General features: G+C 65.2%; 11 protein-coding genes. 7 read left to right on the top strand and 4 right to left on the bottom strand.

Features of this window, described 5'->3' with window-relative positions:
- Nucleotides 1–17 precede the first annotated feature (17 nt).
- From FJW03_RS02540 to FJW03_RS02525, 4 genes are read right to left on the bottom strand one after another with little or no spacing between them, the layout of a single operon-like run.
- Nucleotides 18–674 carry a GntR family transcriptional regulator gene (locus tag FJW03_RS02540; RefSeq protein ID WP_140760491.1) on the bottom strand — a complete coding sequence of 219 codons (657 nt, stop codon included), beginning with the start codon at nucleotides 672–674 and terminating at the stop codon, nucleotides 18–20.
- Nucleotides 675–690: 16 nt separating this feature from the next.
- On the bottom strand, nucleotides 691–2,001 hold the full coding sequence (locus FJW03_RS02535) for an aspartate aminotransferase family protein (RefSeq protein ID WP_181173125.1): 1,311 nt from the start codon (nucleotides 1,999–2,001) through the stop codon (nucleotides 691–693).
- Complete coding sequence (locus tag FJW03_RS02530) at nucleotides 2,002–3,060, bottom strand: phosphotransferase (protein ID WP_140760489.1); 1,059 nt, start codon at nucleotides 3,058–3,060, stop codon at nucleotides 2,002–2,004. It abuts the gene before it with no gap.
- Complete coding sequence (locus FJW03_RS02525) at nucleotides 3,057–4,358, bottom strand: ArgE/DapE family deacylase (RefSeq protein WP_181173123.1); 1,302 nt, start codon at nucleotides 4,356–4,358, stop codon at nucleotides 3,057–3,059. Before FJW03_RS02525 ends, FJW03_RS02530 begins: the two co-directional genes overlap by 4 nt.
- A 176-nt stretch (nucleotides 4,359–4,534) precedes the next feature.
- Between FJW03_RS02525 and FJW03_RS02520 the strand changes: the two genes are divergently transcribed.
- The 7 genes from FJW03_RS02520 (at nucleotide 4,535) to FJW03_RS02490 (ending at nucleotide 12,348) form a co-directional block, all read left to right on the top strand.
- On the top strand, nucleotides 4,535–5,182 hold the full coding sequence (locus tag FJW03_RS02520) for a GNAT family N-acetyltransferase (RefSeq protein ID WP_181173121.1): 648 nt from the start codon (nucleotides 4,535–4,537) through the stop codon (nucleotides 5,180–5,182).
- Nucleotides 5,179–7,893, top strand: a complete 2,715-nt coding sequence (locus FJW03_RS02515; protein ID WP_140760487.1) for a LuxR C-terminal-related transcriptional regulator — start codon at nucleotides 5,179–5,181, stop codon at nucleotides 7,891–7,893. The genes FJW03_RS02520 and FJW03_RS02515 overlap by 4 nt, the downstream gene beginning before the upstream one ends.
- Before the next feature lie 83 nt (nucleotides 7,894–7,976).
- Nucleotides 7,977–9,098, top strand: coding sequence for a class II histone deacetylase (locus FJW03_RS02510; protein WP_140760484.1), 1,122 nt, complete (start codon nucleotides 7,977–7,979; stop codon nucleotides 9,096–9,098).
- Nucleotides 9,043–9,960, top strand: a complete 918-nt coding sequence (urtB, locus tag FJW03_RS02505) for an urea ABC transporter permease subunit UrtB (protein ID WP_226890569.1) — start codon at nucleotides 9,043–9,045, stop codon at nucleotides 9,958–9,960. Before FJW03_RS02510 ends, urtB begins: the two co-directional genes overlap by 56 nt.
- The gene (locus FJW03_RS02500; RefSeq protein ID WP_140760482.1) at nucleotides 9,957–10,943 is read left to right on the top strand and encodes a branched-chain amino acid ABC transporter permease; all 987 of its coding nucleotides are present in this window, start codon (nucleotides 9,957–9,959) and stop codon (nucleotides 10,941–10,943) included. Before urtB ends, FJW03_RS02500 begins: the two co-directional genes overlap by 4 nt.
- Nucleotides 10,940–11,644 carry an ATP-binding cassette domain-containing protein gene (locus FJW03_RS02495; protein ID WP_140760479.1) on the top strand — a complete coding sequence of 235 codons (705 nt, stop codon included), beginning with the start codon at nucleotides 10,940–10,942 and terminating at the stop codon, nucleotides 11,642–11,644. Before FJW03_RS02500 ends, FJW03_RS02495 begins: the two co-directional genes overlap by 4 nt.
- Nucleotides 11,645–11,646: 2 nt before the next feature.
- Nucleotides 11,647–12,348: an ABC transporter ATP-binding protein gene (locus FJW03_RS02490; protein WP_140607414.1), complete on the top strand. Its 702-nt coding sequence runs from the start codon at nucleotides 11,647–11,649 to the stop codon at nucleotides 12,346–12,348.
- Nucleotides 12,349–12,383: the final 35 nt, after the last annotated feature.

Below are 12,383 nucleotides of genomic sequence, written 5' to 3'. Positions count from 1 at the left end.
CCGCGCCTGCCCTGCAATCAGCGCGCCGTGCGAAGATTTTCGGAAAGAACCGCGGCGGCCATTGCGATGTCCTGTTCGAGCGAAACCCGAACGGCGGGGCCATTGCGCTGCTCCAAGGCGGCAACGATCCTGCGATGCGCGTCGTTCGACCGCGGAATGTAGCGATCGGCCTGCATCAACAGCTTGAGATAAGGACCGACCCGGCCCCAGAGGTCGCGGATCATGTTCAACAGGATCGGCGCGCCGGCATGCTGGTAGATGGCGAAGTGGAAGGCCTCGTTCAGCGAGAGATAGGCCTTGGCATCACCGGCCTCGATGGCGCGCTGCATGCCGGCCAGCGTCGCCTGTATGTCCACCAACCCATCTTCCGTCATCAGCGACGCGGCCATCTCACCCGCCAGCCCTTCGACCGCGATACGGATATGGGTCAGTTCCTCGAAAGCAGGGGCCGACAGCAACGGCACAATGATCGAGCGGTTGTTCTGCATCTCGAGCAGCCGTTCGGCGACCAGCCTTTGCAGCGCCTCGCGGATCGGTGTCGTCGAGATGCCGAACGTCTCGGCGAGCTTGCGGATGACGAGCGTCTGGCCCGGGCTGAAGCCGCCTGAAATCAACTCCTGCTTGAGCGCGCCATAGGCGCGATCATTCAGGGTTTGATGTTCGAGCTTCAGCATGCGCGGCCCGCTCTGGTCACCAGTTCGACAAGGCGCGATCGAGCGTCTCGGCCAGCTGCTCGGCATTGTCACGGGCGAACGGCAGCGGCGGCCTGATTTTCAGCACATTGCCGCGCGGACCGCACGACGAGATCAGCACGCCATCCTCGCGCATCGCTTCGACGACGGAAGAGGTCTTGCTGGCAGCCAGCGCCTCATCGCTCCCCGCCGTCAACTCGACGCCGAAATAGAGGCCGTTGTGCCTGACGTTGGCGACCATGCTGTGGCGGCCTTGCAAGGAATCGAGCAAGTCGCGCGTATAGGCGCCGACCGTCCGTGCATTCTCGATCAGCCCCTCGCCTTCGATCACCTCGAGCACGGCGATGCCGACGGCGGCGGCGACCGGATTGCCGCCGAACGTGTTGAAGTAGCCGGTGTTCGAGCCGAAAGAGGAGACGAGCTGAGGCCGCACGATCACCGCACCTATCGGATGCCCGTCGCCGATCGGCTTGCCCATGGTGACGATATCGGGCTCGAGGCCGTAATTGGCGAAGCCCCACATGCCTTGGCCGAGCCGGCCGAAGCCGGACTGGACCTCGTCGGCGATGACGATGCCGCCGGCCTTTCTGACGTGATCCGCCGCCTCGCGCATGACAGAAGCTTCGGGGAAGAAAATGCCGTCGCTGGAAAAGGCCGAGTCGAGCAGCAGCGCGGCCGGGCGGATATTCTGCGCGCGCATATCCTCGATGGCGGCGGCGACATTCCTGGCGAAATCATGCGCGGCGCGGCCATGGTCGCGGAATGTGTCCGGCGCTGCCACGGTCCTGTGCTGTGCCGGCACGCCCTTGGCCCCGACCGCCGCCGGCGACAGCTGCGCGGTCGCGATCGTCGCGCCGTGATAGGCGAAGTCGGTGATGATGACGCCAGTGCCGCCACTCGAATGCTGGGCGATGCGGATGGCAAGGTCGTTGGCCTCGCTGCCGGTGCAGGTGAACATGGCGTGGCCGAGATGCGGCGGCAGGCTGCCGAGCAGTCTTTCCGCGTAATCGAGGATGTTCTCGCTCAAATAGCGGGTATGTGTGTTGAGCGTGGCGGCCTGACCCGACAGCGCCTCGACGACACGCGGATGACAATGCCCGACCGACGCGACGTTATTGTAGGCATCGAGGAATTTGCGCCCGTGCACATCGTAGAGCCAGACGCCGCTGCCGCGCACCAGATGGATCGGGTGGCGGTAGAAGGCGCGGTAGGTCGGCCCAAGCAGCCTGGCGCGGCGTTCAAGCAGGGCCTGCTCCTGTGCTGAGGCGACGGCGTTTGCAGCATATGGCGAGGACTGGGACACGAGCATCTACTCCGGATTGGAATGATCGAGAAAATAGCGGCGGGCGGCGGCTGACGACAGCTCATCCAGCCGTTCGAGCGAGGTCCAGACTTCGGTGGCGAGGCGCAGGACATAATCGCGCTTGGCCGGGAAGCGCTCCGCTTGCCAGCTGGCGATGTTGGCGATGAGCGCAAGGCGGGCACGGATCAGGTGGAAAAGAATGCCGATCTCTTCTGCTTCAAGCGGCTGCACCGACTGGTAGCCGGCGACGAAGCGCGCGGCCGGCGCCAATGGATGACCTTGCGCCGGCCAGCGATAGACGGCGCCGATGGCGAGATCGCAGATCAGCGGCGAATGGATCATGTCGCCGAAATCGAGGATGCCGCTCACCATTTCCGGCCGCGATGCATCCATCACCACATTGTATGAATTCATGTCGTTATGGACGATCTGCGCGCGCAGGCTGGGGATGACCGGCGCCGCATGCTCCTCGAAGGCGTCGATGACGCGCTCGACTATGGCACGGTGGCGAGCATCCGAGATATGCGCCAGCATCGGCCGGGTCTTTGCCACCTTGCGGATGTCCCAGAGAAGGTCGCTGCCGGCGGCCGGGTGGAAGAAGCCGCGCAGTGCCCGCCCGAGCCGGGCGAGGAAGATACCGAGATTGCGATCCTGCGCCGCCGAGGTGGGCGAGCGCGAGAGCAACTGGCCGGGCAGATAGGTGACCAGCCGGATGATGCGCGGCTGGGATCCCTCAATGCTGACCGCAAACTGCGCATCGCCCGCAAGGCTTTTGCGCACCGAGGGGACCGGCAAGGTCGGGTCGACTGCAAGGATATGGTCGAGCGCCTTGTTCTGGAAGTCGGTGAAGCCGGCCTCTTCGGCCGGATGGGAGACCTTCAGGACGAACTCGCCCTCGCCTTCGGTCTGGATGTGGAAATTGTGGTCGCGTTCGCCCGGCAACGGACGCGCGGTGCCGGTCAGCCCGTAGTGTCGGCGCAACAGGGCCAATGCGTCGGCGATCGAAACGTCAGGCGCGTCCTTGGCGAGCGTTTCGCCGAAAGCATCGGGCACTGAGGCATTCATGATCTCACCTCGGGATCGATCGGCTCGAGGCCGCACCAGTCGGCGATGAACAGCGCGATGGTCTGGGTGACCTTGCGCACCGAATCAAGATCGACCGCCTCGTCATAGCCATGCGGCATGCGGCAGATCGGGCCATAGACGATCGCCGGCGTGTCGGCATAGAGGCCGAAGAAGCGCGCATCCGTTGTCGCCGAGGTGACATGCTCCTGCAGCGGCTCGCCCCAGACGGCGGTATGGCTGCGCCGCAGAACGGCTTCCATCTCGTCGGCGCCCTCCAGCACATAGCCCTCGGCCATGAAGCCATTGTAGGTCATCCTGGGCGGGCGATTGGCCAGGAATGGATCGGCGCGGGCCGCATCGGCGATGCAGGCTTCGAGCTCGGCCCTGGCGTCTTCCAGCTTCTGGCCGGGATAGGTCGCGACCCGCATTTCGAAGACGCAGCGCGCCGGAACGCTCGACGTCCATTCGCCGCCTTCGATCTTGCCGAGGTTGAAGCGGATCGGATGCGGATGATCGCAGAAATGCTTGTCGTCGACCTTGCGCGCATTCCAGACGATTTCCAGTTGCTTCAACGCCTGGATGATGACGATGGCCTTTTCGATGGCGTTGGCGCCGGCGGAGAAAGCGCCCGACGCATGCTGCGGATCGCCGTCGACCTCGACCCTGAACCAGATCGGCCCGACCTGTGCCCGCATCAATCGCGGTTCCAGCGGTTCGGGAATGAAGGCAGCGTCGGCACGGTAGCCACGCTGCAGACAAGCGAGCGCGCCATTGCCGGTGCACTCTTCCTCGACCACCGACTGCAGGAACACTTTCGCGGCCGGCTGATAGCCAAGGCTGCGCAAGGCGGCCAGCGCATAGAGACAAGCCGACAGGCCGGCCTTCATGTCGCCGGCGCCACGGCCATGCATCCAGCCATCCTCGATCGCCGGATCGTAGGGGTCACGGGCCCAGCGGTCGAGCGGTCCGGTTGGCACCACATCGATGTGGCTATTGAGGATCAGCGAGCGGCCGGTTGCGTTTCGTGGTGTGTGGGTTGCGACGACATTGAAGGCATCGTCATAGGACACCGCCACCGGCGAAAAACCCGGCAGGCCGCGGATGGCGTCAACGTCGATGCGCCACATGTCGACCGCGTAGCCATCGGCCTCGTAGGCCGCCGCCATGAAGCTCTGCGCGGCGTGCTCCTCGCCGCGTTGAGAGGGAAAGCGTACAAGGTCCGCCAGGAACGCGACCTGCCGCGTGAAGCCGTCGTCAACCGCGCGCAAAATGGCTTCGTCGGCTATACGCTCAGGCATGATGTTCCGCTTTCCCGTGGATGGTGTATCATATCTCATATGCCATTCCTCGCAAATGCAAGTGACAGGGGGACCAAAATCGTGCCCCACCTGTGGAACCTCTTGGCAGGCGAGCACAGAGTTGGCATCAGCTTCTTGCAGGCCGGCAAGGCGGCGCGACGAAAGATCGAGGACAAATGCTGGTCACCGAGGGCACATTGCCGGATGAAGTCACCGATCTCGCGTCCGGTTACCGGCGTGTACCGGCCGGCAAGATCGTCAATGCGGTGACGTGGATGGAGGCGCGCGCGCCAGTGCCGGGTCTCGCCCGACCGCTGGCAATGACCCGTATCACAAAGCCCGACACTGCCTCCTACCGCGCGACCTTCCTCGAGATCGGCGCTCCCTGGCTTTGGGATCGCGCCGCCGAAATGTCGGATGCCGAAATCGCCACGCATTTTTCCGACCCTCGCCAGCATATCTACTACGCTCACGATGAGAGCAGCGCACATGTCGGCATGGTCGAGTTGCGAGTGGCCGAAAACAGCGAGATCGAGATCACCTATTTCGGCCTGCTCCCTTCCTTGACCGGCCGAGGCCTCGGCAAGCGGCTGATGGCCGGCGCGCTCGGTCAGGCATGGAGCCTCGGCCCAAGCCGTATCTGGCTGCACACCAGCAGCATCGATCATCACAGCGTCATCGGTTTCTACAGGGCTTGCGGATTTGAACCGTATGCGGCGGGTTTCGAAATCACCGACGATCCCCGGATCAAGGGAACCTTGCCACGCGATTGCGCGCCGCAAATCCCGCTGATCGAAACGGAATGGATGCCCGGCGTCAGATGAGACCGTCTTCGCGACCAGCCAGCCAGGCATCGCCCCACCATCGCCGGTGGGTACAGCGCGAGACCATCCTGTCGAAGCTGGAGCGGCATGTCGACACGCGCATCGTGCTGTTTGCCGCGCCCGCCGGCTTCGGCAAGTCGACGACGATGACGCAGTGGGCGGCGGAAGTCGCGCGCCACGGCCGGTTGACCGCATGGCTGTCCTGCGAGGCGACGGACAATGACGAAGGGGCCTTCCTGTCGCATCTGGTGGGTGCGTTGCGCCATCTCGTCCAGAGCCCGGCCGAGCTCGACCTCGCCTTCCAGTCGAGCCCGATCCCGCAGCTCGATGTCGTGCTCGCGGCGCTTGTGGCGGGTCTTGCTGCGCGTGACGCTGACATCACCCTTTTCTTCGACGACTACCACGCCATCGAAGCGCCGGCGGTGAAGCGGTTCATGGAGCGGCTGACGCGGCAGGCGCCCGCCAACGTCGTCTTCGTCATCGGTTCGCGCAACCTGCCCGACCTGCAGCTCGGCAAGCTCAGGGTTCTTGGCGACGTTTTCGAAATCGGCCCCGACGATCTGCGCTTCGCCTCGTCCGAAGCCGAAGCGTTCTTCAATGACAAGCTCGGCCTCAGCGTCAGCAGCGGCACGGTGGAGACCCTGTGCTCACGGACCGAAGGCTGGGCCGCCGGCCTGCAACTTGCCTCGCTGTCGCTCAGCGCCGCGCATGCTCCCGAAACCGTCATCGGCAACTTCACCGGCGCCAACCGCAACGTCGCCGACTTCCTGATGGGCGAAGTGTTCCTGGAGCTGCCGCCGGCCTTGGCCAAGTTCCTGCTCCACAGTTCGATCTTCGAGCGCTTCAGCGCCGAGGCGTGCCGGGCTGTGATGCGCGCGGCGGACGCCGAGGCTGATATCGCCGAGATCGAGACCCGCAACCTGTTCCTGGTGCCGCTCGACGAAGAGCGGCGCTGGTTCCGCTATCATCACCTCTTCCACGATTTCCTCAGCAGCGAGATGGAGCGGCGCGAACCGGAGATGATCGCGCCGCTGCACCTTGCGGCTTCGGAATGGTTCGGCGAACGCAAGATGCTGACCGAGGCCATCGGCCATGCGCTTGCCGCCGGCGACCAGGCCCGCGCGGCGGTGTTCGTCGAAAACAACGCGCTCGAGCTCATCGCCCAATGCCAGCTGCTTTACGTGCGCCAGTTGCTAGCGTTGCTGCCCAGGAAACTGGTCGACCAGCGCATCCGGCTGCAACTCGTCGTGCTGTGGTTGGCGGTGCACAGCAGCCAGCCCGAGATCGCCCAGCAGACGCTTAGCAATGCGCGCAAGCTTGTCGAGACCGGGCCAAGCGATAGCAACGATCCGGGCACGCTGACCGGCACCACGATCGAAGCCGAGCTCGCCGTCCTCACCGCCGCCGTCCACAGCACGCTGGAACAGTTCGAGGACGCTCACGACACCGCGCTGACCGCCCGGCGCGTCATTGCGCCCGACGCGTGGTTCATGGAAGGGGCGACCGCCAATGTCATCGGCTACAATCTCTATGCGCTCGGCGACCTCGAAGGAGCATGCGCGGCGGTTGACGCGGCGCGCAAGGCGCACGAGCGAAGCGGCAGCCTGCTCGGCGTCACCATCGCCAATTGCTACATGGCCGTCATCGAGCGCTCGGCAGGCCGCTTGCCCGCCGCCGAACGGCTGCTGCGCAATGCGATCATCGAGGCCAGAACGCGGATCGGCGCGAACTCCTATGCCGAGGCGCTCGCCGGAACGCTGCTTGCCGAACTTGCCTACGAGACCAACGCGTCCGGCGAGGCACTGACGCTGGTCGAGAATCTCGGGCCGTTGATCGAGGGCGCGGCGGTCATCGTCTATCCCCTGGCCAGCGTGCCGACCTATGCCCGCGTGCTGCAGCTGACCGGTCGGGGCGACGTCGCGCTGGACATGCTGGAGCGCGTCTACCAGCGCGTGCGCGGCTCCGTCTACCGCCGCCTCGCTTCAATTCTGGTGCATGATCGCGTCCGGCTGCTGATCGATCAGAACCGCACCGTGGAAGCGCGCGCCCTGCTCGACGAACATCGCCGCGATCGGAGCGAGACCTTCCCAAGCGTTGCCAACGAGTTCGAATACTTCGCCGAAGGCAGGCTGCTGACGGCGGAGAAATCCTATGCCGCAGCTGCGGCGATTTTCGACGATCTGCTGGAGCGAACGAAAAGCAGCGGGCGCATGCGCCGCCACATACTGGCGCTGATCCTGCGCGCCAGGAGCGCCGGCCATGACCCGCGCGAGGCCGATCGCCGTCTCCTCGAAGCGTTGCGTCTTGCGCGGCCCTCCGGCTTCATCCGCTCCTTCGTCGACGAGGGTAGGCCTGTCCTCGAAAGTTTGATGCGGCTGCGGGCAGCTCAGGCGAAGACCGATCCGTCGCTGTCAGCCTATGCGACGCGCATCATCGATGCCGCGCAGACAATGCCGGTGGCAACGCGCAAGCCAGCCGCGCCGGTTGCAGAGAAGGAACAGCTCACTCAGCGCGAGTCCGAGCTGCTGCGCTGCCTGTCGGAAGGCATGTCCAACCGCGATATCGCGGTCGCACTGTCGGTGAGCGAGACGACGGTCAAATGGCACTTGAAGAACATTTTCGGCAAACTCTCGGTGTCGAACCGCGTCCAGGCCGTGCGCGCCGCGCAAGCCGCCGCAAACTTCCGACCCCCTCCGAAAGGAGGGGCATAGATATCCGGCACAACCCTTCTTTGGGGTCGGGCCACGCGATCGTTAGCCTGCTAGCGTCCCTTTGTTTTTAGGAGACGTTGCGGATGGCGACAGGTTACGTTTTTCACGAACAGCTGATGTGGCACGACACCGGCTCCAGCGCCGACATGATGCCTCCCGGCCGTTTCGTGGAGCCTGGCCGACATCTGGAATCGCCCGGGTCGAAGCGCCGGCTCAATAACCTCATCCAGGTCAGCGGCCTGTCGCGTCATCTGGTGCCGATCATTCCCGAGCCGGTCTCGGTCGACGATCTGCTGCGCGTACACACACAGCGCCACGTCGCCGACATCAGGATGCTCAGCGAGCGCGGATCGGGCTTTGCCGGGCCGCAGGCGCCGATCGGCCTCAACAGTTTCGACATCGCGCTACTCTCCGCAGGGACCACCTATGCCGCGACGCGCGCGGTGCTGACCGGCCGCGTCGACAATGCTTACGCGCTGGCGCGCCCGCCGGGGCATCACGCGGAGCCGGACCAGGCAATGGGCAACTGCCTGTTCTCCAACATCGGCGTGTCGGTGCGCCGGCTGCAGCATGAGGGCCTGCTCGGCCGCGCGGCGATAGTCGACTGGGATGTGCATCATGGCAACGGCACCGAGACGGTGTTCTATTCCGATCCGTCGGTGCTGACGATTTCCCTGCACCAGGACAATCTCTATCCGACCGGACGCGGCGCGCTGGCCGACACTGGCAAGGGCGAAGGCGAAGGCTACAACATCAACATCCCCCTGCCGGCCGGCAGCGGGATCGGCGCCTATGAGGCGGCCTTCGACCGCGTCGTCGCTCCGGCGCTGCGCGCCTATAAGCCGGACCTTGTCATCGTCGCTTCCGGCTTCGACGCCTCGGGCTTCGACCCGCTCGGCCGCATGATGCTGAACAGCGAATGCTTCCGGCGCCTCGCGGCGCGCATGGTGGCGCTGGCCGCCGAAGTTTCGAACGGGCGGCTGATGATGACCCATGAAGGCGGCTATTCGGAAGGCTATGTGCCGTTCTGCGGCCATGCCGTCATCGAGACGCTGGCCAATCACCGCACCGAAGTGGTCGACCCGCTGTCGGACCATATCGACGAATGGGCCGGGCAGGAGTTGCAGCCGCATCAGGCTGATGTGATCGATGCCGCCGAAGGCTTGGTCGCCGGCTTGCGCCAACGCCTCGCCGGCGCGGCCTGACGCGATGGATTTTGTCGTCACCACATTGCTCAATGCGCTGACACTGATCAGCATCCTGATGCTGGTCGGGCTCGGGCTGGCGATCAGCTTCGGCCTGATGAACGTCACCAACCTGGCGCATGGCGAGTTCGTCACCGTCGGCGCCTTCGCGGTCTATTTCATCCAGAGCCTGGGCGGTTCCTTCTGGGTCGGGTTGGCCGCCGCACCGATCGCCGGCGCGGTGGTCGGCTCCATCCTGGAATTCGCCATCATCCGCCATCTTTATTCGCGGCCGGTCTCGACCGTGCTCGCCACCTGGGGCGTCAGCCTCATCCTGCAGCAAGGGCTGGAACTGACCTTCGGTCTCGGCGCCAAACCGGTGACGCCACCGATCGAAGGCACGCTCGACCTGTTCTTCACCGTCTATCCGGCGTACCGGCTGATCCTGATCGCGATTGCCATGCTGACCCTGCTCGGCGTCATCCTGCTGATCAACCGGACGTCCTTCGGGCTCGATATCCGCACCGTCATCCAGAACCGCGAAATGGCCGAAGGCGTCGGCATCAACACGCGCCGCACCTACGCCATCGCCTTCACCTTCGGCGCGGCGATTGCAGGTCTTGCCGGCGGGCTGGTTGCGCCGCTGGCGATCGTGCTGCCGCAGATGGGGGTGAACTATCTCGCCAACGCCTTCTTCGTCGTCATCGTCGGTGGCGTCGGCTCGATCGGTGGTCTCGTCGCCGGCAGCGTCTTCGTCGGCGGGCTGACCAGCGTGCTCAATTACCAGATCTCGCCTTCGCTGGCGCAAGCGATCGTGCTGCTCGCCGCCATCGTCGCCGTGCGGCTGCGCCCCAATGGCCTGTTCAACGGGGCGTCGCGATGATCGCCCGGGACCGCAACTGGCTGCTGGTCTTCGCCGTCTGCGCGGCGCTCGCCGTCACCTATCCGTTCTTCGCCGATGGTTACCAGCTGACGGTGATCCGCGACGCGCTCATCTTCGGCCTGTTCGCGGCGAGCCTCGACTTCTTCTGGGGCCGCACCGGCATCCTGTGTTTCGGGCATGCGGCCTTCTTCGGCATTGGCGGCTACATCATGGCGCTGGTCACGCTCAACGATGCGATCCCCTTCGGCAGCCTCCTCGGCGTCATGGGCGCGGTGTCCGGTGCTGCCTTCGTCGCCGCCATCATCGGCTATTTCTTGTTCTTCGGCGGCATCCGTGGCAGCTACTTCACCATCGTCACGCTGGCCATGGGCGTCATCTGCCAGCAGGCCGCCGTCTCCTGGAGTTCGATTACCGGCGGCGACAGCGGGCTGATCGGCATCCCGCCGATCGCGTTCGATGTCGGCGGCCTGCATGTCGACCTCAGCCAGGACGTGCCCTCCTATATCTTCGTGGCCGCCATCGTCGCATTGGTCGTACTGGCGCTATGGTCGATCAGCCGTGGCCGCTGGGGCACGGTGCTGACCGCCATCCAGGACAATGAAGTCCGGGCGGCGGCACTCGGCCACAATGCGCCATTGCGGCTACTCGTCACCTTCATCCTGTCGGCGGCGATCGCCGGGCTTGCCGGCGCACTCTATGTCTGCATGGCGGGGCTGGTCGCGCCCGATCTCTCCGGGCTGCTTCTGTCGACCGAAGTCATCGTCTGGGTGGCTGTCGGCGGACGCGGCACGCTGCTCGGTCCGGTGCTCGGCGCCATCGTCATCCAGCGCGCGCAGCAGACCATCAGCAGCTTCAACCCGAGCCTGTGGCCGCTTCTGCTCGGCTGCGTCTTCGTCATCATCGTCTTTCTGCTGCCCGACGGCATCCTGTCGATCTACGCGCGGTTGAAGAGCCTGTTCAAAGGCCGGAGCCAGGCGCAATGAGCGATGTCCTGCTTCAGGCCGAAAACGTCGGTATCCGGTTCGGCGGGCTTCAAGCGCTCGAAGGGTTGAACCTGACGGTCCGCGACAAGGAACTCTGCTGCATCATCGGGCCGAACGGAGCCGGCAAGAGCACTTTCCTCAACGTGCTGACCGGCACGCTTCGCCCGACGAGTGGCAGCGTTCGCTTCCTCGGCCACGACATAGCCGGCCTGCCGCTGCATCGGATCGCGCGGCTCGGCATCGCCCGCAAGTTCCAGATTCCATCGGTCTTTCCCAGCCTGTCTGTTGAAGACAACCTCAAGGTCGCACGGTGGGGCGCGCCCGCGCCGGCTCGCCCGGTCGGTGAACTGATGGAGCTGGTCGCGCTTGGCAATCGCGCCAGCACGCTGGCCGGCGCGCTGGCGCACGGCCAGAAGCAATGGCTCGAGATCGGCATGGCGCTGGCGATCGAACCGAGGCTGCTGCTGCTCGACGAGCCGACCGCCGGCATGACGCCGCAGGAGACGATGGCGACCGCCGAAATGCTGCTGCGGCTCAAGGGCGAGTTCTCGGTCGTCGCGGTCGAGCACGACATCCGCTTCGTGCGGGCGTTGAACTGCGAAACGCTGGTGCTGCATCAGGGGCGGCGGCTGCGCAGCGGTCCTTTCCACGACATCGAGAGCGACGAGATGGTCCGCGACGTCTATCTGGGGAGGCGCTGACCATGCTGCGGACAGTTGCTGTGTCGGCCGGCTACGGCCTGCTTCCGGTGCTGAACGGGATCGACCTCAGCGTCGCGCCGGGCGAAGTCGTCGGCCTGCTTGGCCGCAACGGTGCCGGCAAGACGACGCTGCTGCGCGTCATCGCCGGCGGCTTGAAGGTAAGCGGCGGAGCGGTGGTTCTCGGCGACAAGGATCTCACGAATGCCGCTGCCTTCCGCCGGGCGCGCGCGGGCATCGCGCATGTGCCGCAGGGCCGTGGCATCTTCAACCAGCTGACCGTGCGGCAGAACCTGGAAGTCGGCACCCGCGCCGCCCGAGATCGCGGCGCCGGCGGCATTCCGGCCGACATCTTCGGCTATTTTCCGATCCTGCGCGAACGCGAGGCGCAGGTCGCCGGCACCCTTTCGGGTGGCCAGCAGCAGATGCTCGCTATCGGCCGCGCGCTGTGCGGCCTACCGTCGGTGCTGCTGCTCGACGAACCCTCGGAAGGCATCCAGCCGAACATCGTGCAGTCGATCGCCGAACTGGTGCCGCGCATCGCCCGCGAGCGCGGCATCGCGATTGTCCTCGTCGAACAGAATCTCGATCTCGTTCTCAAGGCGGCGGACCGCTGCCTGGTGATGGAGAAGGGCAGGATCGTGCACGAAGGCACCCCTGAGGTGTTCGCCGACGAGACCCTGCTGAAAGACCTCTTGGCTTTGTAAGGCGTGCATGGGGCGCGCCTGGACTGGAAGGGAAC

It is taken from the genome of Mesorhizobium sp. B4-1-4, from assembly GCF_006439395.2.
Classification (GTDB): Bacteria; Pseudomonadota; Alphaproteobacteria; order Rhizobiales; family Rhizobiaceae; genus Mesorhizobium.
The sequence above is the reverse complement of the archived record's forward strand: the minus strand, read 5'-3'. Positions and strand labels throughout refer to the sequence as shown.

Bases quoted from the DNA above. Each gene is read 5' to 3' on its own strand.
- FJW03_RS02540 (WP_140760491.1), bottom strand. From the start codon at position 674: ATGCTGAAGCTCGAACATCAAACCCTGAATGATCGCGCCTATGGCGCG.
- FJW03_RS02520 (WP_181173121.1), top strand. From the start codon at position 4,535: ATGCTGGTCACCGAGGGCACATTGCCGGATGAAGTCACCGATCTCGCG.
- FJW03_RS02495 (WP_140760479.1), top strand. From the start codon at position 10,940: ATGAGCGATGTCCTGCTTCAGGCCGAAAACGTCGGTATCCGGTTCGGC.
- FJW03_RS02515 (WP_140760487.1), top strand. From the start codon at position 5,179: ATGAGACCGTCTTCGCGACCAGCCAGCCAGGCATCGCCCCACCATCGC.
- FJW03_RS02500 (WP_140760482.1), top strand. From the start codon at position 9,957: ATGATCGCCCGGGACCGCAACTGGCTGCTGGTCTTCGCCGTCTGCGCG.
- FJW03_RS02530 (WP_140760489.1), bottom strand. From the start codon at position 3,060: ATGAATGCCTCAGTGCCCGATGCTTTCGGCGAAACGCTCGCCAAGGAC.
- urtB (WP_226890569.1), top strand. From the start codon at position 9,043: ATGCCGCCGAAGGCTTGGTCGCCGGCTTGCGCCAACGCCTCGCCGGCG.
- FJW03_RS02510 (WP_140760484.1), top strand. From the start codon at position 7,977: ATGGCGACAGGTTACGTTTTTCACGAACAGCTGATGTGGCACGACACC.
- FJW03_RS02490 (WP_140607414.1), top strand. From the start codon at position 11,647: ATGCTGCGGACAGTTGCTGTGTCGGCCGGCTACGGCCTGCTTCCGGTG.
- FJW03_RS02535 (WP_181173125.1), bottom strand. From the start codon at position 2,001: ATGCTCGTGTCCCAGTCCTCGCCATATGCTGCAAACGCCGTCGCCTCA.
- FJW03_RS02525 (WP_181173123.1), bottom strand. From the start codon at position 4,358: ATGCCTGAGCGTATAGCCGACGAAGCCATTTTGCGCGCGGTTGACGAC.